At 60.4% G+C, this 22,328-nt stretch carries 23 protein-coding genes; 11 read left to right on the top strand and 12 right to left on the bottom strand.

Annotated elements, in window-relative coordinates; translation table 11 throughout:
• Nucleotides 1-194: 194 nt before the first annotated feature.
• On the top strand, nt 195-383 hold the full coding sequence (locus ASD46_RS02765) for a hypothetical protein (protein WP_013635714.1): 189 nt from the start codon (nt 195-197) through the stop codon (nt 381-383).
• A 20-nt stretch (nt 384-403) separates the two neighbouring features.
• Here the strand turns inward: ASD46_RS02765 and ASD46_RS02760 are convergent, their stop codons facing one another.
• Both ASD46_RS02760 and ASD46_RS02755 read right to left on the bottom strand, forming a co-directional pair.
• Complete coding sequence (locus tag ASD46_RS02760; RefSeq protein WP_025592812.1) at nt 404-952, bottom strand: membrane protein; 549 nt, start codon at nt 950-952, stop codon at nt 404-406.
• On the bottom strand, nt 945-1,532 hold the full coding sequence (locus ASD46_RS02755) for a DUF1214 domain-containing protein (protein ID WP_003512054.1): 588 nt from the start codon (nt 1,530-1,532) through the stop codon (nt 945-947). The genes ASD46_RS02760 and ASD46_RS02755 overlap by 8 nt, the downstream gene beginning before the upstream one ends.
• Nucleotides 1,533-1,640: 108 nt before the next feature.
• On the opposite strand from ASD46_RS02755, the gene ASD46_RS02750 reads away from it, so the two are divergent.
• Nucleotides 1,641-3,029, top strand: coding sequence for a M20 family metallopeptidase (locus tag ASD46_RS02750; RefSeq protein ID WP_025592814.1), 1,389 nt, complete (start codon nt 1,641-1,643; stop codon nt 3,027-3,029).
• On the opposite strand, the gene ASD46_RS02745 is transcribed toward ASD46_RS02750, so the two are convergent.
• Nucleotides 3,026-3,634, bottom strand: a complete 609-nt coding sequence (locus ASD46_RS02745) for a LysE/ArgO family amino acid transporter (protein WP_003512058.1) — start codon at nt 3,632-3,634, stop codon at nt 3,026-3,028. The two genes, ASD46_RS02750 and ASD46_RS02745, sit on opposite strands and share 4 nt — an antisense overlap.
• Before the next feature lie 297 nt (nt 3,635-3,931).
• Here ASD46_RS02745 and ASD46_RS02740 point away from each other — a divergent pair, with 297 nt between their 5' ends.
• Nucleotides 3,932-4,831 (top strand): LysR family transcriptional regulator ArgP, encoded by a 900-nt coding sequence (locus tag ASD46_RS02740; RefSeq protein ID WP_025592816.1) that lies wholly within the window; start codon nt 3,932-3,934, stop codon nt 4,829-4,831.
• 6 nt (nt 4,832-4,837) lie between these two features.
• On the opposite strand, the gene ASD46_RS02735 is transcribed toward ASD46_RS02740, so the two are convergent.
• Complete coding sequence (locus tag ASD46_RS02735) at nt 4,838-5,296, bottom strand: VOC family protein (RefSeq protein ID WP_003512061.1); 459 nt, start codon at nt 5,294-5,296, stop codon at nt 4,838-4,840.
• Between the two features lie 178 nt (nt 5,297-5,474).
• Nucleotides 5,475-7,670, bottom strand: a complete 2,196-nt coding sequence (locus ASD46_RS02730) for a transglycosylase domain-containing protein (RefSeq protein ID WP_013635720.1) — start codon at nt 7,668-7,670, stop codon at nt 5,475-5,477.
• 255 nt (nt 7,671-7,925) lie between these two features.
• Between ASD46_RS02730 and ASD46_RS02725 the strand changes: the two genes are divergently transcribed.
• The 4 genes from ASD46_RS02725 (at nt 7,926) to cueR (ending at nt 10,585) form a co-directional block, all read left to right on the top strand.
• A complete protein-coding gene (locus ASD46_RS02725) occupies nt 7,926-8,405 on the top strand; it encodes a YcgN family cysteine cluster protein (RefSeq protein WP_019564095.1) in 480 nt (159 codons plus the stop codon).
• Between the two features lie 150 nt (nt 8,406-8,555).
• A complete protein-coding gene (blaOXA, locus tag ASD46_RS02720) occupies nt 8,556-9,377 on the top strand; it encodes a class D beta-lactamase (RefSeq protein WP_003512067.1) in 822 nt (273 codons plus the stop codon).
• A gap of 34 nt (nt 9,378-9,411) precedes the next feature.
• Entirely contained in the window at nt 9,412-10,020 is a 609-nt protein-coding gene (locus ASD46_RS02715; RefSeq protein WP_025592818.1) for a class I SAM-dependent DNA methyltransferase, read from the top strand.
• A 139-nt stretch (nt 10,021-10,159) separates the two neighbouring features.
• Nucleotides 10,160-10,585, top strand: a complete 426-nt coding sequence (gene cueR, locus ASD46_RS02710) for a Cu(I)-responsive transcriptional regulator (RefSeq protein WP_003512071.1) — start codon at nt 10,160-10,162, stop codon at nt 10,583-10,585.
• Between the two features lie 28 nt (nt 10,586-10,613).
• Here cueR and ASD46_RS02705 read toward each other — a convergent pair whose 3' ends face one another.
• Complete coding sequence (locus ASD46_RS02705; RefSeq protein WP_003512073.1) at nt 10,614-10,862, bottom strand: hypothetical protein; 249 nt, start codon at nt 10,860-10,862, stop codon at nt 10,614-10,616.
• 175 nt (nt 10,863-11,037) lie between these two features.
• Here ASD46_RS02705 and ASD46_RS02700 point away from each other — a divergent pair, with 175 nt between their 5' ends.
• The gene (locus ASD46_RS02700) at nt 11,038-12,426 is read left to right on the top strand and encodes an MFS transporter (RefSeq protein ID WP_025592821.1); all 1,389 of its coding nucleotides are present in this window, start codon (nt 11,038-11,040) and stop codon (nt 12,424-12,426) included.
• 22 nt (nt 12,427-12,448) lie between these two features.
• Here ASD46_RS02700 and ASD46_RS27425 read toward each other — a convergent pair whose 3' ends face one another.
• The 3 genes from ASD46_RS27425 to ASD46_RS02685 form a co-directional block, all read right to left on the bottom strand.
• Nucleotides 12,449-12,622, bottom strand: a complete 174-nt coding sequence (locus tag ASD46_RS27425; protein WP_003512077.1) for a hypothetical protein — start codon at nt 12,620-12,622, stop codon at nt 12,449-12,451.
• A 57-nt stretch (nt 12,623-12,679) separates the two neighbouring features.
• The gene (locus ASD46_RS02690) at nt 12,680-14,398 is read right to left on the bottom strand and encodes a glycoside hydrolase family 32 protein (protein ID WP_025592822.1); all 1,719 of its coding nucleotides are present in this window, start codon (nt 14,396-14,398) and stop codon (nt 12,680-12,682) included.
• A gap of 63 nt (nt 14,399-14,461) precedes the next feature.
• Entirely contained in the window at nt 14,462-15,532 is a 1,071-nt protein-coding gene (locus ASD46_RS02685) for a sensor histidine kinase (RefSeq protein WP_236742466.1), read from the bottom strand.
• A gap of 177 nt (nt 15,533-15,709) precedes the next feature.
• Here ASD46_RS02685 and ASD46_RS02680 point away from each other — a divergent pair, with 177 nt between their 5' ends.
• On the top strand, nt 15,710-17,170 hold the full coding sequence (locus ASD46_RS02680; protein WP_025592826.1) for a protein adenylyltransferase SelO: 1,461 nt from the start codon (nt 15,710-15,712) through the stop codon (nt 17,168-17,170).
• Between the two features lie 137 nt (nt 17,171-17,307).
• Here ASD46_RS02680 and ASD46_RS02675 read toward each other — a convergent pair whose 3' ends face one another.
• Nucleotides 17,308-18,408: a saccharopine dehydrogenase family protein gene (locus ASD46_RS02675; protein ID WP_003512083.1), complete on the bottom strand. Its 1,101-nt coding sequence runs from the start codon at nt 18,406-18,408 to the stop codon at nt 17,308-17,310.
• 147 nt (nt 18,409-18,555) lie between these two features.
• Between ASD46_RS02675 and ASD46_RS02670 the strand changes: the two genes are divergently transcribed.
• Nucleotides 18,556-18,987, top strand: coding sequence for an Lrp/AsnC family transcriptional regulator (locus tag ASD46_RS02670; protein ID WP_003512084.1), 432 nt, complete (start codon nt 18,556-18,558; stop codon nt 18,985-18,987).
• A 103-nt stretch (nt 18,988-19,090) separates the two neighbouring features.
• Here ASD46_RS02670 and ASD46_RS02665 read toward each other — a convergent pair whose 3' ends face one another.
• A complete protein-coding gene (locus tag ASD46_RS02665; RefSeq protein WP_019564087.1) occupies nt 19,091-19,462 on the bottom strand; it encodes a winged helix-turn-helix transcriptional regulator in 372 nt (123 codons plus the stop codon).
• Between the two features lie 143 nt (nt 19,463-19,605).
• On the opposite strand from ASD46_RS02665, the gene ASD46_RS02660 reads away from it, so the two are divergent.
• Nucleotides 19,606-20,445: an SDR family oxidoreductase gene (locus ASD46_RS02660; protein ID WP_025592827.1), complete on the top strand. Its 840-nt coding sequence runs from the start codon at nt 19,606-19,608 to the stop codon at nt 20,443-20,445.
• Between the two features lie 26 nt (nt 20,446-20,471).
• Here ASD46_RS02660 and ASD46_RS02655 read toward each other — a convergent pair whose 3' ends face one another.
• Nucleotides 20,472-22,112, bottom strand: coding sequence for an alpha/beta hydrolase (locus tag ASD46_RS02655; protein WP_029658736.1), 1,641 nt, complete (start codon nt 22,110-22,112; stop codon nt 20,472-20,474).
• Between the last annotated feature and the right edge of the window lie 216 nt (nt 22,113-22,328).

Below are 22,328 nucleotides of genomic sequence, written 5' to 3'. Positions count from 1 at the left end.
ATAATTTCGAAAATGGCATGCCGAAGCCTTGATATGCGCACGACACCTTGCAAAATCGCCATCGATTTTTGGGTCGTGCGAAAACCAGTCTGTGGGCTGGATTATGCGCAATGTGATGGTGATGAAATTCCCGACGCAAGACGAGGCTTGCGCGGTTCCCATGGGCAACATTGACTCCCGAAGAGGAGACGAGCATGGCAGTTATTATTCCAATCGCCGAAGCCCGACGAAGCCTGCGCCCGGCCGGAATGTCCGGCAAGGTTATGGGCCCGGCAAAGGTCGTGCTGTTTACCGGCGTGCGTTATGAAAAACGCGATACGGAACCGGCTGGCAAGGATGCGCGCAAGCGCAAGCCCGCACCGGAAACCGCCTTCAAATCCTGATTACGCTTGGTTGACCGGCGCTATTTCCACGGTGTCGGCTGACATTTCGCCTCGTTCAGGAACCGTTCCGCTTCTTCCCCGAAGCTCGGCTGCGGCACCATGGTCCGCAACACCACATACCCTTCCGTCTGATCCGATTCCGCCAGAATGGCCTGTGAGAGCGATGGCGGCTGCGCCTTGCGAATGGCCGCGATCTGCACAGAATCCGCCACCAGAATATCCATCACCCCGCCTGCGGACGTGCGGTCGTTCATGCTGAACACCTCGTTCGACGCCTTGTCGTAAACCGCGACCGACCAGAAGGGCACCGCGCCGATGGCCGTCAGCCTGACGGGCTTTTCCTCGATATTGAAGGTGCAGACGGCAACCCGCATGAAGGGATCGCCGCTTCCCAGTATCTTTTTCTCCGTCGTTTCTTCGAGAAGATGAAACTGATGCGGCTTACCTTCCGCCAAGGCGCGGGTATAGGCGTCGCGATTGCTGAAATGCGGTATCGCCAGAAGAATGACGACATGCAGCACGGCGGCGGCGACAAGGCCGGTGAGGATGGCGAGCAGGGTCCTAAGCATTGCCACACCCCAGCTTGCGGATTTGCGGCATGGCGATGTCGATAAGGCCGGAACTGCCGGCAACCGGCGTGTCGAGCAGCGTCATGACCAGCTTGAATGTCTGCCCCTGCGGCACAGCCAGCCAGTTATAGGTCTGGGCATCGGGTGCAATGGTGATGTCGATGCCGCCATCGGCGCTGCGCAACAGCGTGCGCGAATTGAGCGCAAAGGGTCGTCCGGCATCTTCCGCCAGAACATTGCCCTGCTGGTCTGCGGTATAGAGCGTCCAGAACCGTGAGGGCGGCACGGCGCCCGCCAGCTGGTAACGGCATTCGCCGGTCAGACGCTGGCCGTCGCTGTCGACGGAGGCGGTGAAGGCCAGCCCCTCGGCCGTTCCATAAAGCAGCTTGCCGGCATCGGCGCGGTGCGACTTGGCGTAGGGATCGGCCTCGATCGTCTGCGCTTCCGGAAAGGCATCCCATGAGCCGATGCGGATCGAGCCGAAGCCGGATGTCGCCTCAAGTGCTGCCAGCGTCGCGGCAATGCCGCCGCCAAAGGCGATCAATAGGGCGATGCCGACAAGGAATGGAACTCGAAACACGCTGTTTTCCCGTTTTTGAACAGGTCGAGGACTATCACTGATTCCCTGTTTGGAAAATGGTACGCCTTGTTTAGTCTTGATGGAAATGACCAGAAGAGGGATTCCACCATGTCGCGACAAGCCGCCATCGACCACGCCACCCGCTTTTTCGACGATGGCAGGTTCGAGCAGGACTTGGCGCGGCGCGTTTCGCTGCGCACCGAAAGCCAGGATAAGGCGCGCGGTGCCGAGCTGGCGCTCTATCTGGAGCGCGAAATGCAGCCCGCTTTCACCGCCATGGGGTTTTCCTGCACGATCCTGCGCGACCCGGCGGCGGATTTGCCGTTTCTGATCGCCGAACGTTTCGAGGGTGAAAATCTGCCGACCGTGCTGGGTTATGGCCACGGCGATGTGGTGCGTGGTCTTGATGACGGCTGGGCAGAAGGCCTTTCGCCTTTCGTGATGTCCGAGCGCAATGGCAGGTGGTACGGGCGCGGCACCGCCGACAACAAGGGGCAGCATTCGGTCAACATGGCGGCGCTGAAAGCGGTGCTGGAGACGCGTGGAAGACTTGGGTTCAACGCCAAATATCTGATCGAGATGGGCGAGGAGAGGGGTTCTCCCGGCTTGAGGGAAGTTTGCCGGGACTATAGCGAGCGGCTGAAAGCCGATCTTCTGATCGCCTCCGACGGCCCGCGCCTGAATGCGGAGCGGCCGACCGTTTTTCTCGGTGCGCGCGGCGGCATTACCTTCGATCTGGTGATCGAGGCGCGGGAAGGCGGCCATCATTCCGGCAATTGGGGCGGGGCGCTGTCCAATCCCGGCGTCCAGCTGGCGCATGCCATGGCAAGCCTCGTTGGCCCATCCGGGCAGATCCGCGTGCCCGAACTGGTGCCCGAAGAGCTGCCGCAGGCCGTGCGTGACGCGCTTGCCGATTGCGAGATCGATGGCGGCCCGGATGGTCCGAAAATCGATCCTGACTGGGGCGAGCCCGGCCTTTCCACCGCCGAACGTGTGTTCGGCTGGTGCGCGCTGGAGGTGCTGGCCTTCGAGACCGGCAATCCGCGAGCGCCCGTCAATGCCATTCCGCCACGGGCATGGGCGCGGCTGCAATTACGCTTCGTTGTCGGCATCGATCCGGAAGCGGTGCTGCCCGCCATCCGCCGCCATCTCGACCGGCAGGGGTTCAGCATGGTTCGGATCGTACCCGCCGGCGACGAGATTTTCCGCGCCACGCGGCTTGATCCGCAGGACCCATGGGTCGGCTTCACGCTGAGTTCCATGGCCCGCACGACGGGCAAGAAACCGGCACTTCTTCCCAATCTGGGTGGCTCGCTGCCCAACGATATCTTTGCCGATATACTGAAACTGCGCACCATCTGGGTGCCGCATTCTTATCCCGGCTGCTCGCAGCATGCGCCGAACGAACATCTGCCGAAGGAGATTGCCCGCGAGGCGCTTGCCATCATGGCCGGGCTTTACTGGGACCTTGGAGAGGGAGATACCCCTCCGCTTTAAGCGCCCATGACCAGCTTGAAGGCGATGGCCCACATGGTGAAGGCGATAACCCCTTCGAGGATGCGCCAGGCGGACGGCTTTTCGAAGATCGGGCGCAGCCAGCGCGCGCCGTAACCCAGCGAAAAGAAGAACAGCAGGGAGCCGGTGGCGGCACCCGCCGCGAAGGTTTTTTCAAAGCCGGGAAATTGCGTGGAGATGGTGCCGAGCAACACGACGGTATCGAGATAGACATGTGGGTTGAGAAAGGTCAGCGCCAGGCAAATGGCAAGCGTCTGCCACAGGCTCGCCTCCCGCCTTTCCGCCACCGAAAGCACCTCCGACGAACGGAGGGCCGAATGTAGGCTTTTCGCGCCATACCAGATGAGAAACGCCGCACCGGCATACCGCATGATGGGATCGAGCGCCGGCATGACGGCGCTTATCCGCTGAAAACCGAAGACGCCGACGGTGATCAGCAGCGCATCAGAAATTGCGCAGGTGGCACAGACGGCAAAGACATGGGAGCGCGCCAGCCCCTGCTTCAGAACGAAAGCATTCTGCGCGCCAATGGCAACGATGAGGCTGAGACCCATCGTCAGGCCGGTGAAGAAGATCTGAATGTCCATGTGCTGGCTGCTGCCTTTTGTCTCTGCCTGTGCGGATGGATGATGCCACCGCTTCCAGACCGAGTGCTTTGATATTTCCCTCACATGGTTTAATCAAATTAAACAAACTCAGTTCAAGTAAGTAAAACTAATGACGGGCAAAAACTATGCGACAGGGCGATTTCATGTGCGGGCACCTCGCCTCTTCCCTCATTCCTGTGACAAGGACAGGAATGAGGGAAGAGGAGAGTGCTACTGCTACTGCCCGGACGCTTCCCGCCAACCACGCCCATATCAATCTTTACAAGGAGGCCTGTGATGCTGGACTATCCTTCCATGCGCGCCGTGGCGCTCGTGGCCCAGACTGGCAGCTTTGAGAAGGCGGCACAGGTGCTGTGTGTCACGCCCTCGGCCGTTTCCCAGCGTATCAAGCAGCTGGAGGAGCGCCTCGGCGTGGTGCTGATAGTGCGCGGTAATCCTTGCGTGGCGACGGAAAAGGGCGAGTGGCTCTGCCGGCACATGGACCATGTCGGCATGCTGGAAACCGAACTGTTCCGGCAGCTTCCGGTTCTTTCGGAAGCGGGCGCGGCGGCAGAGCGTGTCACACTCAACATTGCCACCAATGCCGATAGTCTCGGCACATGGTTTCTCGACGCGGTTTCGAAATTCACCGGTGGCAGCGACTATCTCGTCAACATTGCGGTGGACGATCAGGACCATACGGTGGAATGGCTGCGCGGCGGCAGGGTGCTCGCCGCCGTCACCGCCCATGCCAAGCCTGTGCAGGGCTGCCGGGTCTTGGCTCTCGGTGTGCTCAGATATCACGCAACCGCCAGCCCGGCTTTCATGGCGCGCTATTTCTCCGATGGCGTCACGCCCGCCACGCTTGCCCGCGCGCCGGGGCTCACCTTTAACCAGAAGGACAGGCTGCAGGCCAGCTGGATCAAAAAAGCGCTGGGTGAGGATATATCCTATCCCACCCACTGGCTGCCCTCGACCGACGGTTTCGTGAAGGCAAGTCTTGCCGGCATGGGCTGGGGCCTTAACCCGGTGCAGCTGGTGGGAGAGCACCTTCAGGCGGGGCGGCTTGTGGAAGTCGTTCCCGGCACGCCGCTCGATATCCCGCTTTACTGGCAGGTCAATCGGCTCGCCGCTGAACGCCTCGGCACGCTCACCGCCCATGTGGTGGAAACAGCACGGGCGGCGCTTCTTTCCTGAGGCAGATCAAATAGTCTGCCATTCGCTCCAGTTCAACACGCGCGGAATCTGCGGTTTTGCTTCGCCGCCAAGAAACGCGATATATTCCAGCGAGTGGCCGTCGGGATCCTTGAAATAGACGCTGGCTGCCGGCATCCATGGAAAGACGACGGGCTCGTCGATCTCGTTTTCGCCGTCAAAACCGAGCGGCGTTACGCCGTTCCGGCGTAGATAGTCCGGTGCGGCGAGAAGCTGATCAAAATCGACGCTGAAGGCGATGTGCAGTCTCATATTGATGGGTGCGGACTGGATGGACCATAGGCCAAGCATCGAATGCCCACGTTCGCCGGTCCAGAAGAACGCCACATTCCGTTCAGGGAATCGTTGTGCCAGCTCCAGACCGACAACATTACGATAAAACTCAACCGAGCGTTCCAGGTTCGAAACCGTCAAATGCGTCTCGAACAATGCTTTTACTTTCACCATTTCCTGTCCTCAATTGCCTTAGCGCTGCGCCTTTCGGGCATTCGCTTTCTTGCAACCGGACTGTGCAACCTCAACCATGATTGAGGTCAAGCACCAAATGTGGATTTTTCTAAAGCCGAGTGCAGGCAGCAATCTGGAGGGAAAAACGCCTTCATTATGAGCCAAGGTTGCCAAGCCGTCACCGCCGGGCCGCATCCCCCGGGCCATCCCGCAATGACGCATCCGCAACCTTTTGCGTCGTGACGGTCAAAGGCGCGGCTTCCTTCATCTTCTTGGCGATGGAACGGATGACGCGGGTTGCTTCGGCTGAGAGCGAGCGTGGGCGGGTGAGTGCCGGCATGGCGGGTGCAGCGGTGGCGGATGCAGCAGCTACCTGGGCCGAAGGCTGCGGGCGCGCGCCTGTCGGCAGCGGGTTCTGGATGCCGGGAATGGGGCGCAGCTCCATGCCTTGATGGGCGTAGTCCATAAGCCGCTTGAAGGTCATGGCGGGAAGCGCGCCGCCGGTCATGTTGTTCATCGGCGTGAAATCGTCGTTTCCGAACCAGACCGCCGTGGTGTAATTGCCGGTGAAGCCCACATACCAGGCGTCGCGGTAAGCCTGCGACGTGCCGGTCTTGCCGCCGGAAACGATGCCGTTTTCAAGCGCGCCGCGCCGGGCCGTTCCCATCACGGGAATGGTGACAAGCATCTGGTTCATCTTCGAATTGGCCTCTTCGGAAAGCACCCGCTTGGCGGGTTCCTCGTCACGGCCGAAATCGTAGAGAACCTTGCCCTCGTAATCCAGCACCTGCTCGATGCCGTGGCGGCGCGATTGCATGCCATCGGCCGGGAACACGGCATAGGCCGTCGCCTGATCGAGAACCGTCAGTTCCGATGTGCCGAGCGGAATGGTCTTGTCGCTGCGCAGCGGCGTGGCGACGCCCATCGCCTTGGCGGTGTCGACGATCACCTGCGTGCCGAGCACGTCTTTGGCGAGACGCACCGGCACGGTGTTGTAGGATTTGGCAAGCGCCACCTGCAACGTCACCTTGCCGGCGTAGGAGCGGCCATAATTCTGCGGCGACCAGCCGCGCCAGGTCACGGGCGCGTCGGAAATCAGCGTCTCCGGCTTCATGCCCTTTTCCATGGCGGCCGAGTAGGTATAGACCTTGAAGGAGGATCCCGGCTGGCGCAGCGCCGCCGTTGCGCGGTTGAACTGGCTTTCGCCGTAGTCACGCCCGCCGACCATGGCGCGCAACGCGCCGCCGTTTTCGATCATCACCATCGCGCCCTGCTTGACGCGGTAGCCCTCGCCATACTCGCGCAGCTCCATTTCCATCGCCTGCTCGGCTGCCTGTTGCAGCCCGGTATCGATGGTGGTGCGCACGACGACGGTATGGTCCTTGAACCTGCCCTGCGCCGCCAGCCGCTGTACCTCGTCAAACGCCCAGTCGAGGAAATAATCCGGGGCCTTCACATCGGCGCGGTCGATGACGGTGGCTGGATTGCGCCGCGCGCCGATCACCTGACCCTCGGTCATCAGCCCGCTCTGCACCAGGTTGGAAAGCACGGTGTTGGCGCGCGCACGTGCGGCGGGCAGGTTGACATGCGGTGCGTATTTGGCCGGCGCCTTGAACAGGCCGGCGAGGATGGCGGATTCGGCAAGCGTGACATCGGTCAGGTTCTTGCCGAAGTAAAATTGCGCCGCCGCTGCCGCCCCGAACGTGCCGCCGCCCATATAGGCGCGGTCGAGATAAAGGCTGAGGATTTCCTTCTTCGACATGTTGGCCTCGAGCCACAGCGCGAGGAAGGCTTCCTTGATCTTGCGCTCCAGCGAGCGCTCATTGGTAAGGAACAGGTTCTTGGCAAGCTGCTGCGTCAGCGTCGAGCCGCCCTGCACCACGCCGCCGGCGCGGGCATTCTCGCTCATGGCGCGTGCAAGGCCGATGAAATCGATGCCGAAATGGTCGAAGAAGCGCCTGTCTTCGGTGGCCAGAACCGCCTTGATGAAATGATCCGGCATCTGGTCGATCGGGACGGAATCCTCATGGATGATGCCGCGATGGCCGATGGTGTTGCCGTAACGGTCAAGGAAGGTCACGGCAAAATCACCGCGATAACGCCAGTCCTTCTTGGTCTCCTCAAAGGCGGGCATGGCAAGCGCCAGAAGAACGACACAGCCGGCCGTTCCGAAGGTCAGCGCGTCGCATGTCAGGTTGACGAGAAGCTTCTTCCAGCCGCGCACATGCAGTTTGCGCGAGGCAATGGTGACGTCTTCCCAGAAATCCACCAGCCTTGCCGCAGCCGTCCACAGGCCGGAGTCGATAAAGCTATCGATTCTCAGCAGGATGTGCCGCTTTTTGCGACCGTTTTTATCGTCTTTTTCTTCCTGCACCTGGCGATGTTTTCCTGTTCAACGCAACGCGGATTGTCGATGTTTCTGCGCTTCATCCAATTCCGGACGCAAAACCATGACATGGTTCTGCTGGAATTGCTTGACGCGGCGGCCTCTCGCGGGTCAATGACCCATTGCCACTCGCCAAAATGCTAAAATATCGTACAAACCAGCCCTTGGCGATACGATATTAAGGATTAGGGATCGGTTAAACCTTGCCCTCCACGAGATCAAAATGGAACGGAAATGTTAACGATGAATGACGCGCCGTTCTGGAAAACCAAATCACTGGAAGAGATGAGTGGCCAGGAATGGGAAAGCCTGTGCGACGGCTGCGGCCTGTGCTGTCTGAACAAGCTGGAAGATTGGGACACCGGCGAAGTGGTGTTCACGTCGGTCCGCTGTCAGCTGCTTGACGGTGAAAGCTGTCGGTGCTCCGACTATGAGAACCGCCGCGCCACCGTGCCGGACTGTATCCAGCTTGATTTGAAAAAGGTGCACGAAATCGGCTGGCTGCCGCCCACCTGCGCCTACGCGCTGGTGCGCGATGGCAAGGATCTGTACTGGTGGCACTATCTCGTCTCCGGCGACGTGAACACGGTGCATCAGGCTGGCATTTCCGCGCGCGGCCGCACCGTCAACGAGCTGGACGTGGAGGTTGACGATTTCGAGGATTATGTGGTGGACTGGCCGCTCACAGTGGGTGAGACGGCGGGCGAAAAAGAGAATAGCTGACGGAAGTCGCCAATTTTCGTGTTGGTCCTATTCCTGCCCCATCGTTTTCTTAAGGCATGTTTCGGAATAACGGTATGCCTGAAACAAGGGCCGCCGTTCATCCATTCCTGCATATGATCCGCAGAATGCGGACGAGGGACATCAAAACGCATGCGCTATCGGCTGCCCGCCATCGTTCTTTCGTGCATTGCCCTTCAGGGTATTCTGCCGCTTTCCGCCTCCGCCCAGCAATCGCAGGCTTTTGAATGCACGCTGGTCACCTCCATCGAGACCGGCGCTGTCATCAACCAGCAGGGCGCCTGCGATCAGCGCGTGGCGCCGGCCTCCACCTTCAAGGTGCCGTTGGCTCTGATCGGTTATGACGCCGGCATCCTGCTGGATGACAAGACCCCCGCATGGGACTGGAAACCCGGCACGGAGGCCCGCGCGCAGGACCGCAAGACGGTTGATCCGACCATATGGGAGCAGGATTCGGTGCTGTGGTATTCGCGCGAACTCACCCGCCGCCTCGGCCCGGAAAAATTCGCCGCCTATGTCAAACGTCTGGGTTACGGCAATGCCGATGTATCCGGTGAACCCGGCAAGAATAACGGTCTCACCCATTCCTGGCTCGGTGCTTCCCTGACCGTTTCCCCGGTCGAGCAGGTGGGCTTCATCCGCCGCCTTCTGGCCGGAAATCTCCCGGTTTCGCGCGACGCGCAGGCAAAGACGCGGGCGATCGTGCCGGTGTTCGATGCGCCGGAGAGCTGGAGCGTGCACGGCAAGACCGGCACGGGCTTCATGCGCGACGAAAAAGGCAACCCCGACCGCAGCCGCCCCTTCGGCTGGTTTGTTGGCTGGGCGGAGCGCGAAGGCCAGCACATCGTCTTCGCAAGGCTTCGCGTTGCCGACAAGCCGTCGAGTGAACCGCTCGGCCCCGCAGTGCGCGACGCCTTCCTGCGCGATATTGCCCGGCTGGCAGTGCACAGATGATTACACGGCTGGCCAGCCCCAAGGAAAAGCGGACATGGCGGATGCCTCCAACGATGTGATCAAGCTCTACACCGACCATGGGGTTGATTTCGACAGGCTGCGCGGTCGCTCCCTCGCCGAAAAACCCTGGCTGGATCGGTTCACGTCGCTTTTGCCGCAGGGCGGATCCATCCTCGATATCGGCTGCGGTTCAGGCGAGCCGATTGCCGGCTACTTCATCGGCAACGGATATGACGTGACCGGCATCGATACGTCATATCCCATGATAGAAATTTGCCGCACCAGATTTCCGGAAAAGCGCTGGGTGGTCGCCGATATGCGTGAACTCGTGTTGAGTTGCCGCTTCGACGGGTTGATTGCCTGGCATAGTTTTTTCCATCTGAAGGCCGACGATCAGCGCCGCATGTTCGGTATTTTCCGGCAGCACGCCAATGACGGCGCCGCACTGATGTTCACGGCCGGGCCGGGACACGGGGAAGCGACGGGGACCCTTCAGGGAAAACCGCTTTACCATGCCAGCCTCGCTCGCGAAGAATATGAAAGCCTGCTTGCCGCGCACGGGTTTCGACTTCTCGACCACATCGTCAACGATCCTGATTGCGGTGGGGCGACGATTTATCTCGCCAGACGTGTGGCGGCGTAATCATTGAATTCAGAGCTCTGCCAGGCACTCACGATTGTGTGTGCGATAAAAAATGTCCTTATCCCTTGACCTTCCCATGATGGGAATCCTTACATAGTAGCCATAAACGGGCGAAAGTCGCCCCCAGGGAAGTGGCATCATGAATATCGGACAGGCTTCGGATGCATCCGGCGTTTCCGCCAAGATGATCCGTTATTACGAACAGATCGGCCTCATCACCCCCGCCGCCCGCACCGGCAACAACTACCGGGTCTATGGCGAGCAGGACGTGCATAATCTTCGCTTTATCAAGCGGGCGCGCACGCTTGGCTTCTCGCTGGAGGAGACCGAAACGCTCCTGAAACTCTGGCAGGACAAGAGCCGCGAGAGTTCGGCGGTGAAGGACATTGCGCTCGGCCATATCGCCGATCTCGAACAGAAGATTGCCGAGATGAAGGGCATGGTGAAGACCCTGTCCCACCTTGCCCATTGCTGCGGCGGCGACCACCGGCCGGATTGCCCGATCCTCGATGATCTAGCGGCAGGCGTCGAAAAGGCCGCCCACAAGCCTGCGAAGGCCCACTGACGGCCGCATCCCGCCCCGCCGCCAGTCCCTAAACCTCGTCGAACGCACCGCCTTCGCGCGAGGGATTGCGGTCGATCACGCGCTCTTCCGCGTCATCGGGAAGGGCCTCGTCGCTTTCCTGATAGGGGTCGTCCTCGCTCTCGGCCTCTTCTTCCTCGATTTCATGTTCGATGGACTGCGGAATTTCTCCCTTTGCCGGAAGGGCGTCGATATCGAGATCGAGCAGTTCCTCGTCCATGGCGTCTTCGTTGAGAGGTGTGATTTTCTTGCGGTCCATGGTGGTATCCTTTCTGTCTGGTCATTGCGCAAACGACCGGGGAGGCAGAGGGTTCCTGATGCCTGCAAGTTCGCTCGAGCGGAATAGGTGAAAAGGCGCCTTGACCTCAATGGTGCTTGAGGTTCTAGTTTGCCCGCCGTATCGCAAGAATGGAAAGGATACGGCTTTGACGAGTATGGAAATGACGGAGAAAAATAGCTGGTCGGAATTGCTTGGTGGGGCGAACCTCTCGCTTCTGACCGTCATTTCCTCCGGTATCGGCCTGCATGCCTTCAACCAGTTTGCAGTAGTCACGGCCCTGCCGGTCGCGGTGCGCGAGATTGGCGGAGCGGCGTTCTATAGCTGGGCCTACAGCCTCTATTTCGTCGGTTCCGTGGCAGGCGGTGTCACCGCCGTTCTGTTTCGCGAGCGTTTTGGCGCACGCAGCGTTCTATTCCTATGCTGCCTTATCTTTTCCTTCGGCTCCGTCATGTCGGCGCTCGCCGACAGCTTTTTATGGGTCGTCATCGGCCGGGCGTTGCAGGGACTTGCCGATGGCCTGATCGTGGCCGTGTGTTACAGCCTCATACCTGCCGGCTTTCGCTCGGCTCTACTGCCGAAGGTCTTTGCCATCGAGGCGGCCATCTGGGCGGTCGCGTCCTTCGTCGGGCCGCTCACCGGCGGGTTTGCCACGGAGCACATCTCCTGGCGCGCCACATTCCTGCTGTCTGCGCCGCTGATCGTGCTGCTGCTGGCCTATACGGCGATTGCGGTCTCGGCAGAACGGTCGGTCGCGACCTCGCGCAAGCCGATGGTGCCGCTGCTCCTTTGCCTCGTCGGCGCATTGGCTTTCTCCGCACCCTCCGCCTTTGAGGATGCCGGTCTGCGCATCATGTCGCTGCTGGTTGGTGCGGCACTGTTGTGGGCGTCGCTGAAGGCGGGCACCCAGCCTTCCACCGGCCTGTTCCCCAAGGATTCCTTCCGGTTGAAAACGGTACTTGGCAGCGGTTTCTGGGTGCTGTTCCTGATGTCCTATGCCCATGCACTCGGCAGCGTCTATCTCGCTTATGTCGCCATCAATCTCTGGCACCATGAGCCGACCTTCGCTGGTTTTATTGTCGTGACGATGCCGCTTGCCTGGAGCTTCGTGGCAATGCTGATCGGCAGCCTGCGTTCGGGCCGCCTGCGGCAGCTTTGCCTGCATTACGGACCCTACCAGATGGTGCCGGGCTGTGGGCTGCTCGGGCTTGGGCTGGCGACGGGGAACTGGCCGGAAATGCTGATCGGGCAGATATTGATCGGTTCAGCTTTCGGCATGTCCTGGGCAGGCATCAGCCAGGCAGCCATGGAAGCCGCGCCGGAAGAGGAGCGCAAGATGACGGGCGCCCTGCTGCCTACGGTCGCGACGCTGGGTGCCGCGGCCGGTGCGGGCGCAAGCGGCACCGTCGCTGCCGCGAGCGATCTCGTTCTGCAGATCGATCGTGCGGATGTAACGATGCCGATGCTCTATCTCTATGGGCTGGGTGTCATCGTCTCGCTTCTGGCGATCCTGACAACCCGCGGCTTGCGAAGCGGACAGCGCTGACGCATCTGCGGCGTGTGTGCCGTTAAGACTGCGTGGTGGCGATGGTGATCGCCGCCAGATACACCACGAAAGCCATGATCGCGACTGCGCCAATAATGATGACGACACCCTTGCCCGCGCGTTTTTTCTCGGTCTTGTTTTCGTTGGCTTCTGTCGGAAACAGGATGGGATCGCGGGAATCGCTGATTTTTGTCATGCCGTTTCTCCTTTGAGCGTTTGCTGCTTATCAACAGCAGATCCGCCAAAAGGTTCCTCACGGACGCAGCGCCCAGCTGGTGGCGTGCACTACAGCCCCCGGCGCTGCCTTGAGGAGCGCTGAACGCACGGGCTCGAAACCCTCTATGCGTTTTGTCCCCACATACCGGCCCCGGTTGGCGAACACTTCGATGGATCCGTAGTCCAGAAAGACGCGGATGTGCGAGGCCCTTGCCCCTCTGGCGATATAGTGCGGCGAGGGGCCATCGCGTCCGTCCTCGTGGCGGATCCACAGGCCCGTTTCATCGGCGATGAGGCCCAGTGTGACCACGGGATGATCGAGCACCAACTCGAACGGTGTGCCGGGCGAAGCAAGCTCGATCAGCATCTCCACCGCACCGTTGATGAAGGTGACGCGCTCCCCGGCCGCCAGCCGCGTGCGATCGACAATATGGCTTCGCAGGCTTTCCGCCGCACCGATGGGCGGGGTCAGTAGCTCGCCGTTCGAATAGTGGATCCGGCGCGGCAGCGTCATGGATGTCGGGAAATCGATCTCCGGATTGGCATCCGCCCAATTTGCGAGCCAGCCGATGCCGATGATGCTGTCGCCATCCAGAAACGCCTGGAAGGCGTAATTGTCGGTGCCGAAATCCAGCTCCTGCCCAAATTCTTTGGTGAAGACCTTGCCGTCGAACCAGCCGACATCGGCCATGGTCAGGTTCTTGCGGCCGGTTTCAGGGTCTTCGGAATGCATCAGCCCATAGACCAGAACCCAGCGCGTGGATCGGGCATTGGCCGGGCCGTCGAGCGGCAGAAGGCAGGGGCATTCAATGGCAGTGGTCTTGTAGCGCGTTTCCACCCAAAGCTTGCCCACATAGGTCCAGCCTGACGCCGCCGTCGGGTCCAGCGTCTCGTAAAGCAGGATGACGCCGCCACCGTCGCTCTGACTTCCGAGCAGCATTTTCCAAAGTCCATCCGGGCCGCGAAAGACGTAAGGATCGCGGAAATCCGGCGTCAGCCCCTGTCCGTCCGGGCGATGGCCGAGAATGACTTCGGCCTGTCCGGCCATGATGAGATCGGAAGAAGTGGCGGTGAGCTGGATCTGCTGTTCGGGAGTGCGATCCTGCACCTGCTCGGTGAAGAACACGCGGATGCCTGAACCTTCGACCAAAGGAATTGTCGAGCCGGAATAAGCGCCGCCGCGCTTGTCCGGCCGCGTCGTCAGATCCTCGGAAGGGAAGAGGAAGATCGGCAGATGCCGCCAGCGCAGGTAGTCGGAGGAAACCGCGTGGCCCCAATGCATGGTGTTCCAGCGCAGACCGTGTGAATAATGCTGGTAGAACAGATGCGGCCGGCCTTCGAACCGGCCAAAGCCGTTCGGATCGTTCATCCAGCCGAAGGGCGGGCGGAAGTGGTAGCTGTCAGGCAGTTCCGGTGCGGCATTGTCCGGCTTGGTATGGACGACGGTTATGCCGGTTTCCAGCACGTCGGCGGCGGTGAACCAGTAGATGACGGAAACGGCGGTCGTGACAGTATCGTAGCTCAGTTCCACATGGCCGCCGCCGAAGACCTGATAGATTCTAAATCCGAACTCTTCCGTGTTGAGGCTTGAAACCTCAGCGAATTTTCCATTCGCATTGGAAAAGGAGACGGCGCCGGGTTCCGCCGGTTTTTTCGCCTTCAGCCATACATGGAAAGTGGCGTTAACAGGCAGATCGGTGTGCAGGATGCGGATTGCGCTTTCCGGCTCGGCGGCTACGGCTTCAACGACGGTCATTCCCGTTCCTTTCGTTGCGGCTACTTTGGTTCAGGAAACGCAACGAATGGGACGAAAGAAAGTTCAACCGCCAGAGGTTTCGCCGTCGCCAGCCTCGTATTTGCCATCCAGCTCGAACACCAGCCCGTCTGGATGATAGAAGGTGCGGCCTTCGCCGGAGAAGTAAGCCGCAACGATCTTGTTGGTCAGCCGCGAGCCGAAACCCGTACGCGTCGGCGTCCTGACCGCAGGTCCGTCCGTCTCGCGCCAGCGCAGTTCGAAGCGGTCATCCTCGTCCAGCGTCCAAAAGATTTCGATTTTGCCGCTCTCGTTGGAAAGTGCGCCATATTTCATCGCGTTGGTGGCCAGTTCATAAATGGCCAGAGACAGGCCCAGCGCCTGTTGCGGCGCGATTTCCATGTCCGGTCCGGAAATCGTTACGCGCGCCTTGTCGTCGAGATGCGGATAAACGGACTCGCGGACAAGCGCGGAGATGCTGGCACCCTTTCCCGAAGCATGAATGAGGTTCTGGGCGTTGCCGAGTGCTGCGATACGTCTTTTGATGGTGTCGCGCGCATCCTCAAGCGTCTGCGAATGGCGCAGGGTGGCGCTGACGACCGCCGTGGTGATCGCCATCGTATTCTTGACCCGGTGGACGAGTTCGCGCCGCAGAAGATCCTCCCGGCTGCGGCTCTGCACCGCTCCGGTCGTGTCGACGGCTATGTCTATCAGCCCTGCGATCTTGCCCTGGTCGTTGTAAAGCGGGCTGTAGGAAAAGGTCCAGTAGGTGTCTTCGGGGTAGCCGTTGCGGTCCATGACGAGATGCATGTCCTCGGCGAACGTGCCCTTGCCGGAGAGTGCCTGATCAACGAAGGGTTTCACATCGTTCCAGACATCGGACCAGATGATGTGAAACGGCTTGCCGAGCGCACCCTCTTCCTTCAGCCCAAGAAACGGGCGGTAGGCGTCGTTGTAGACGATGTTGAGGTCAGGCCCCCAGAACAGACAGATTGCATGGCCTTGCTTGAGGATCATCTGCACGGTGGTTTTGAGTGATACCGGCCATGTCTCTATCGGCCCCGTGCTTGTCGACGCCCAGTCGAAGCGGCGGATGGCCTCGCCCATTTCACTGTCGTCATAGGGGAAATCTGGCACGAATTTATCCTGCTTGCATTGCGGCTCATTCATTGGATGTTTGTATGTTCAAATATACCTATAGTTCAAATTGATTTTTCCAAACTCCGCTGCGGCTTCCCGTAATTGTGGCTATTCACCCCTCGCAACCGGGCGGAAAAAGGGCCATATCAGGTAAAAGCAGGGAGTTTACCCGTGATCAGATTCGACAATTCCTATGCCCGCCTGCCGGAAAGGTTCAGCGCCGCCGTCTTGCCAACGCCGGTGAAGGCGCCACGCCTCATCGCCTTCAATCGCGCGCTGGCAGACGAGCTTCTTCTCGACGTCTCAGGCCTCGACGACGACAGGCTGGCGGCGATCTTTTCCGGCAATGTGGTACCGCAAGGGGCCGAGCCGCTGGCGATGGCCTATGCCGGCCACCAGTTCGGCGGTTTCGTGCCGAAGCTCGGCGATGGTCGTGCCATTCTTCTCGGTGAAGTCATCGACAAACACGGCAAACGTCGGGATATTCAGCTGAAGGGCTCCGGCCCGACGCCGTTTTCGCGAAGGGGCGACGGGCGCGCGGCGCTCGGCCCGGTACTACGCGAATATATCGTCTCCGAGGCAATGTTCGCGCTCGGCGTTCCCGCGACAAGGGCGCTCGCCGCCGTCCTGTCCGGTGACAGGGTGCAGCGCGAGGTGGGTCTGCCGGGCGGGGTTTTCACCCGTGTTGCGGCAAGCCATATCAGGGTCGGCACCTTCCAGTTCTTCGCCGCGCGCGAGGATGATGAGGGGATCAGAAATCTCGCGGATTATGTGATTGACCGCCACTATCCCGAAGTGAAAAACGCGGACAATCCCTATCTCGCCCTGTTGCAGGGCATCGCTCAGAGGCAGTGCGAACTCATCGCCCGCTGGATGATGGTTGGCTTCATCCACGGCGTGATGAATACCGACAATATGGCGATCTCCGGCGAGACGATAGACTTCGGTCCATGCGCCTTCCTTGACGAATACAACTCGAACAAGGTGTTCTCCTCCATCGACGCACAGGGGCGCTACGCCTTCAACAATCAACCGGGTATCGCCCAATGGAACATTGCAAGGCTGGCGGAATGCCTGTTGCCGCTGCTCGACCCTCAAGTGGAGAAAGCAGCCGAACTCGCAAACGCCGTGCTCGCTGATTTCGCCGCCGCGTTTCCCAAGCGCTGGCTTGCCGGCATGCGCGAAAAGCTTGGGCTGACGGGCGAAGAGGAGGGCGATATCGAGCTGGTGCAGGCGCTTCTTTCGCTGATGCAGGCATCGGAAGCCGATTATACGCTGACCTTCCGGCGTCTTTCTCACGCGGTAGAGGGCGATGCCGAGCCGTTTCGCGGCATGTTCATCGATATCGCGGCGGCGGATGCATGGCTGGCGCGCTGGCAGGAGCGGGCCGGGCGGGATGAAGTTTCTGCCTCCGAGAGGTCGCGGGCGATGCTCGCCGTCAACCCGGCCATAATTCCCCGCAACCACCGCATCGAGGAACTGATCGAGGCGGCGGTGGAAGACGGCGATTTCGAACCGTTCCACGCCATGCTGGCGGCGATTGCCACGCCATTTGAGGAACGGCCGGACAATTTCGTCTACATGCAGCCGCCGATGAGCGATGAGAAGGTGTTTCGGACCTTTTGCGGGACGTGATTTGGGAGAGGCATTCCGCCGCTCGTCGTCATGCTCGGGCCTGTCCCGAGCATCTGCGACCTATCGATTTCGTGAGACGTTAGATCCTCGGGACAAGCCCGAGGATGACAGTGTCGGGGCCGATTGCTCCCCTTAACTCACCCAACCCGGGCCAGCGGCTCATGCGCGCCGTAATATCTTCCAAACCGGTTTTCCAGGAATTTCGGCAGGGCCACTTCTTCCTGCCGGACAAACCCCTTCTGCGGCAGGGCGCCTTCCGCAAGCAGATCGAGAACCGTGCAGATGCCGGCTGCGGTGGTGATCTGGATTGCGCTCATCATCCGGCCGGAAACGGGGCCGGCATAGACCTTATTGGCATAGGTTTCCTGCAGGAAACGGCCGTTGCGGGTGCCGCAGACGGTAACGAAGACAATGACCACGTCCTGCATGGTGCCGGGCAGGGCGTTTTCGAACAGGTCCTTCAGCACATCGCGGCGGTTGCGCAGGTTGAGGTCGTTCAAAAGCGCCTTCATGATCGCGACATGGCCGGGATAACGGATGGTGCGGTAATTCATCGTCCGCACCTTGCCTTCCAGCGTCGCACATAGCGTGCCGAGGCCGCCCGAGGTGTTGAAGGCCTCATATGTCACGCCGTCGAGCGAGAACTCTTCGCGCTCTTCCAGCGCCGGAACGGCGGTGAGGCGGCCTTCGACGATGGCTTCGCAGGGCTCGATATACTCGTTGATCAGCCCGTCCGTGCTCCAGGTAAGGTTGTAGTTGAGCGCATTGGACGGATATTGCGGCAGCGCGCCGACACGCATGCGCACGCTGTCCAGCTTGTCGAACCGGGCGGCAAGATCTGCGGCGACGATGGAGATGAAACCGGGGGCAAGGCCGCATTGTGGAATGAGCGCGGTCTCAGCCGTTTCCGCCAGTGCCTTGACCTTGCGGGTGGATTCGACGTCTTCAGTCAGATCGAGATAATGCGTGCCGACTGTAACCGCAGCTTCCGCAATGCCCGCCGTCAGGTGGAAGGGGGCAGCGGAAAGCACGGCAAACTTGCCTTTCAACAGCGCTTCCAGCGCCGGACGGTCGCCAATGTCGACGATTTCAGTGTCGACACGCTCATGCGCCGGCACATTCGTCAGCTGGTCTGCCGAGCGATCGGCAACCGTGATGCGATAATCGCCGGTGACAGCCAGCATCCAGGCGATGGCTGAACCGATATTGCCCGCGCCGATGACGACGATGTTTTTCATGTTTTTGTTCCCCGCAGTAAATTCATATGCCTCTGCGCACCGGATGCGCTTCATAGGCAGAATGCCAGCTTTTTTGGACGATTCGCAGCTTCACTATGTGCGGATAGCGGGTTAATATTGGACAATTAGACGACAGGATTGGTCATTATGACGATTGCCGACAAGGACCGGGCGCTGCTCGCCCTGCTTTCCGAAAACGCCCGCATGCCGGTGGCGGAACTGGCCCGCAAACTCGGCCTTTCGCGCACCACCGTGCAGGCTCGCATCGAGCGGCTCGAGGCCGAAGGGGTGATCGCCGGTTATGGCCTGAGACTTTCGGAAAGCTATCTTTCCGGGCTGGTGCGCGCCCATGTGCTGATCACCATCGGGCCAAAGGCGCTGCCCGGCGTGACGGCGGCGCTCACCGCCATCAAGGAGGTGACAACGCTGCATTCGGTCAGCGGCACTTTCGACCTGATCGCCATTCTGGCAGCACCTTCCATTCTCGACCTTGACCGGTTGATCGACAGGATCGGCGCGCTGGACGGCGTGGAACGCACGCTATCGTCGATCATTCTTTCCACGCGGATTTCGCGGTAGGCGTTGGAGGGTTTGGCAGGCGAAAGGCGGACGAGTGCGCGCAATGCTCTCGTCTCCCTCATTCCTTTGACAAGCATAGGAATCAGGAAGGTGGGGGTCTGCCTTACCCTAACCCACCCCTCTCGTCATAAGCCTTCTGCGCCGCCAGCACCGCGTCCATATTACCCTCCGCCCAGTGGGCCAGTGCCGCAACCGTGTCGGTCAGCGTGCGCCCGAGCGGCGTCAGAGAATATTCGACCGTGACCGGCACCGTCGGAAAGGCCTGCCGCGAAATCAGGCCGTCGCGCTCGAGCTTTTTCAGCGTCTGAGACAGAACCTTCTGCGAAATGCCCTTGATTTCCCGCCGCAGCAGGTTGAAGCGCACCGCGTCCACCCGCAGCTTGTCGAGGATCAGCAGCGCCCATTTGTCAGCGATCCTGTCCAGCACCATGCGTGTGGGGCAGCGATCCTCGTAAACGTCATAGACATGTTCCATGGGTCTCATCCCGCTCTGAAAAGCCCGGGTCGGTTTCCTTGAGGATACCAGATAACCGGAAAGTGCTCTCTTTTCCTGATTTCGAATACGCAGTACGTATGTTTTCGAAACATGGTTTCTATTGGATACTACGGAGATTTGAGATGACTGGCAAGATACTCGTAATCGGGTCCACCGGCACCATCGGCACGCCGCTGGTAAAGGCGCTTCTGGCCAAGGGCGAAAGCGTGAAAGCGGCCTCGCGCACCGGCAAGGCAGCCGAAGGCGCGGAAGGGGTGCGCTTCGATTATACCGACGCCTCGACCTACACGGACGCCTTCGATGGCGTCGACCGTCTGTTTCTGATCCTGGCTGGCGGGCGTCTGGATGCAATCGACGCGCTGACGCCGGTTGTCGAGGAAGCTGCCCGCCGCAATGTGAAGATCGTGTTCCTCAGCGTCTTCGGCGTCGATGCCGACGATTCCATTCCCTATCGCCAGGTGGAACTGAAGATCATCGCTTCCGGCGCGCCTTACGTTATCCTGCGCCCCAACTGGTTTGCCGATAATTTCCACACCTACTGGAAGGTCGGCATCGAACACGGCCAGATCGCCGTTCCGGCAGGCGAGGGCAAGTCGAGCTTCATCGACGTGCGCGATATCGCCGACAGTGCAGCGGCAGCGCTGACCTCGACGGCTTTCGACAATAAGGCGTTCAACCTGACCGGGCCGAAGGCTTTCAGTTACGGCGAGGCGGCTGCGATCATCTCGCAGGCCATCGGCAAGCCGGTCGGCTATAGCGCGGTTTCGGACGATGTTTTCATCGGCATTCTGACCGGCGCTGGCGTTCCGAAGGATTACGCCGCCTTCCTCGCGTCGATCTTCTATCCGGTGCGCGAAGGCTGGACGTCGGCGGTCACCGGTGATGTCGAGACTTTGACCGGCCACGCACCGCGCTCGCTGGAAACCTATGTGGCCGACCATGTGGCCGCGCTGAAGGACTGACGCTCAGAAACGACACGCCCGTCGCGTCACGCCGGATCGGTGGAGCCGCGGCGGGCCTTGAATAACATCTTGAGCCGCTGGATATCATCCGCATTCCAGCCCTGCGGTGCGGTTACCTCCATCCACGCATCGATATAGTGCTCCGGCGCGTAGACATGGCCGTAACCGATCGGCGCCGTGGTGGCGGCGGCAACATCAAGACCGAGCTGCAGCAGGGTCACGACGGGGAACCAGCGGAAGGACGTGGAGACGTCAGGGCCGTGATGAACCATCCATTGCGGTCGCCGGTAAAGCGATGCGGCCTCGAAGAAGGTGATCGGGTCGCTGGCATATTGCAGATAGACGATGCGCATCGGGCCCCACTTCGCATCAGGCATATGCGCAGTGGTATATTGGTTGGCGAAGCGGATGACCGAGGAATCGCGGAAACGCGGCAGCCATTCCGGCGTACCCGCCACGCGCCCATTGGTGGCCATGCGCCATGTGGGGCTGGAAAAGGGCGGACCGCTCCACAGCGCACCCTGGAACGGGTCCGAGAGCACGTCGTAAAGATCGGATGATTTCTGCGAGTTCAGCGAACCGAGGCTCAGCCCGTGCAGATAGAGTTTCGGGCGCGTTTCCTTCGGCAGGGTGGTCCAGTAACCGTAGACGGCCTGAAACAGCGCGCGCGCCGTTTCCACACCGTAATCCGGTTCGGTCAGAAGCGCGATCCAGCTGGAAAGATAGGAATATTGCACGGCAACGCTGGCGATATCGCCGTCATGCAGATATTCGACCGTATCAAGCGCTTCCGGATCGATCCAGCCGGTGCCGGTGGGAATGACGACCAGCAACACCTTGCGCTCGAACCCGCCAACCCGCTTCAGCTCCTCCAGCGCAAGTGCTGCCCTTTCCTCGGGCGTTGCCGCAGAATTCAGGCCTGCATAGACCCTGAGCGGTTCCTTGGCCGGGCGGTGGGTGAAGGCGGAAATCTCCTGTGCCTCCGGCCCGCCGGCCACGAATTCGCGGCCTCTGCGGCCAAGCGATTCCCATGTCATCAGGGAAGCGCTGCTGCCGGTTTTGAGCGCATCGGAAGGGCGCGGTACATCCGGCTCGATCAGCGCATCCACCTGTTTCAGCGAGGAATCGGCAAACTTCAGGCCGATATCGAAGATCAGACCGTTCAGCAGCATCCATGACAGCACGATGGCGGCGGCGATACCGAGCACATTGGCGAGCCGGCGCGGCAGGAAGTGACGGCTGCGCACCGAGAAGAATCGCCGGATGAGCTGGAAAAGCCGTCCAGCGCCGATGAGGAGGGCGGCGACTAGCACCGCAACGCCGCCGGTCTTGGTGGGGTGGGCGCTGGGCAACGGATCTAGCTCCATCAGGATACGGATGGAATTCTGCCAGTCTTTCGCCTGCCAAAGAAACGCGATCGCCGTTATCGCGCTGGCAAGGGCGATGAGAAAGCGGATGCTGCGCCGGTTATGGCGCGAGGGGTGGGGCAATTCCAGATAGGTCCAGATGGCGGTGAGCGCCACGCCGATCAGATAACCGATGGCAAAGGAAAATCCGCACAGCACACCCTGCATCAGCCATGTGCGCGGCAGAAGAGACGGCGTGAGCGAAGCGCAGAACAGAATAGTGCCAAAGACGATGCCGGTTGCCGAAAGACCCGCAAACAACCGCCCAACCCATTGTTTCAACAACTTGACTTGCCCCTTTTTCCCGCCGTCTGGCACGAGTGTAGTATGCGCCGGGCGAGGGTGCAAACCCTGTTCGCAGGATAAAAACCACAATCATAGGAAAATAATCCTTTACAGCGTGACGGTGGTTTGATAGGTTTAGGTCACAGTCGGAGATTTGCGGCTGAGCGGCAAAGGTCGGTTTAGCCGATGCTT

Source organism: Rhizobium sp. Root491, from assembly GCF_001427205.1.
Classification (GTDB): Bacteria; Pseudomonadota; Alphaproteobacteria; order Rhizobiales; family Rhizobiaceae; genus Agrobacterium; species Agrobacterium tumefaciens.
The sequence above is the reverse complement of the archived record's forward strand: the minus strand, read 5'-3'. Positions and strand labels throughout refer to the sequence as shown.

Bases quoted from the DNA above. Each gene is read 5' to 3' on its own strand.
- ASD46_RS02765 (WP_013635714.1), top strand. From the start codon at position 195: ATGGCAGTTATTATTCCAATCGCCGAAGCCCGACGAAGCCTGCGCCCG.
- ASD46_RS02760 (WP_025592812.1), bottom strand. From the start codon at position 952: ATGCTTAGGACCCTGCTCGCCATCCTCACCGGCCTTGTCGCCGCCGCC.
- ASD46_RS02750 (WP_025592814.1), top strand. From the start codon at position 1,641: ATGTCGCGACAAGCCGCCATCGACCACGCCACCCGCTTTTTCGACGAT.
- ASD46_RS02745 (WP_003512058.1), bottom strand. From the start codon at position 3,634: ATGGACATTCAGATCTTCTTCACCGGCCTGACGATGGGTCTCAGCCTC.
- ASD46_RS02740 (WP_025592816.1), top strand. From the start codon at position 3,932: ATGCTGGACTATCCTTCCATGCGCGCCGTGGCGCTCGTGGCCCAGACT.
- ASD46_RS02735 (WP_003512061.1), bottom strand. From the start codon at position 5,296: ATGGTGAAAGTAAAAGCATTGTTCGAGACGCATTTGACGGTTTCGAAC.
- ASD46_RS02725 (WP_019564095.1), top strand. From the start codon at position 7,926: ATGAATGACGCGCCGTTCTGGAAAACCAAATCACTGGAAGAGATGAGT.
- blaOXA (WP_003512067.1), top strand. From the start codon at position 8,556: ATGCGCTATCGGCTGCCCGCCATCGTTCTTTCGTGCATTGCCCTTCAG.
- ASD46_RS02715 (WP_025592818.1), top strand. From the start codon at position 9,412: ATGGCGGATGCCTCCAACGATGTGATCAAGCTCTACACCGACCATGGG.
- cueR (WP_003512071.1), top strand. From the start codon at position 10,160: ATGAATATCGGACAGGCTTCGGATGCATCCGGCGTTTCCGCCAAGATG.
- ASD46_RS02705 (WP_003512073.1), bottom strand. From the start codon at position 10,862: ATGGACCGCAAGAAAATCACACCTCTCAACGAAGACGCCATGGACGAG.
- ASD46_RS02700 (WP_025592821.1), top strand. From the start codon at position 11,038: ATGGAAATGACGGAGAAAAATAGCTGGTCGGAATTGCTTGGTGGGGCG.
- ASD46_RS27425 (WP_003512077.1), bottom strand. From the start codon at position 12,622: ATGACAAAAATCAGCGATTCCCGCGATCCCATCCTGTTTCCGACAGAA.
- ASD46_RS02690 (WP_025592822.1), bottom strand. From the start codon at position 14,398: ATGACCGTCGTTGAAGCCGTAGCCGCCGAGCCGGAAAGCGCAATCCGC.
- ASD46_RS02675 (WP_003512083.1), bottom strand. From the start codon at position 18,408: ATGAAAAACATCGTCGTCATCGGCGCGGGCAATATCGGTTCAGCCATC.
- ASD46_RS02670 (WP_003512084.1), top strand. From the start codon at position 18,556: ATGACGATTGCCGACAAGGACCGGGCGCTGCTCGCCCTGCTTTCCGAA.
- ASD46_RS02665 (WP_019564087.1), bottom strand. From the start codon at position 19,462: ATGGAACATGTCTATGACGTTTACGAGGATCGCTGCCCCACACGCATG.
- ASD46_RS02660 (WP_025592827.1), top strand. From the start codon at position 19,606: ATGACTGGCAAGATACTCGTAATCGGGTCCACCGGCACCATCGGCACG.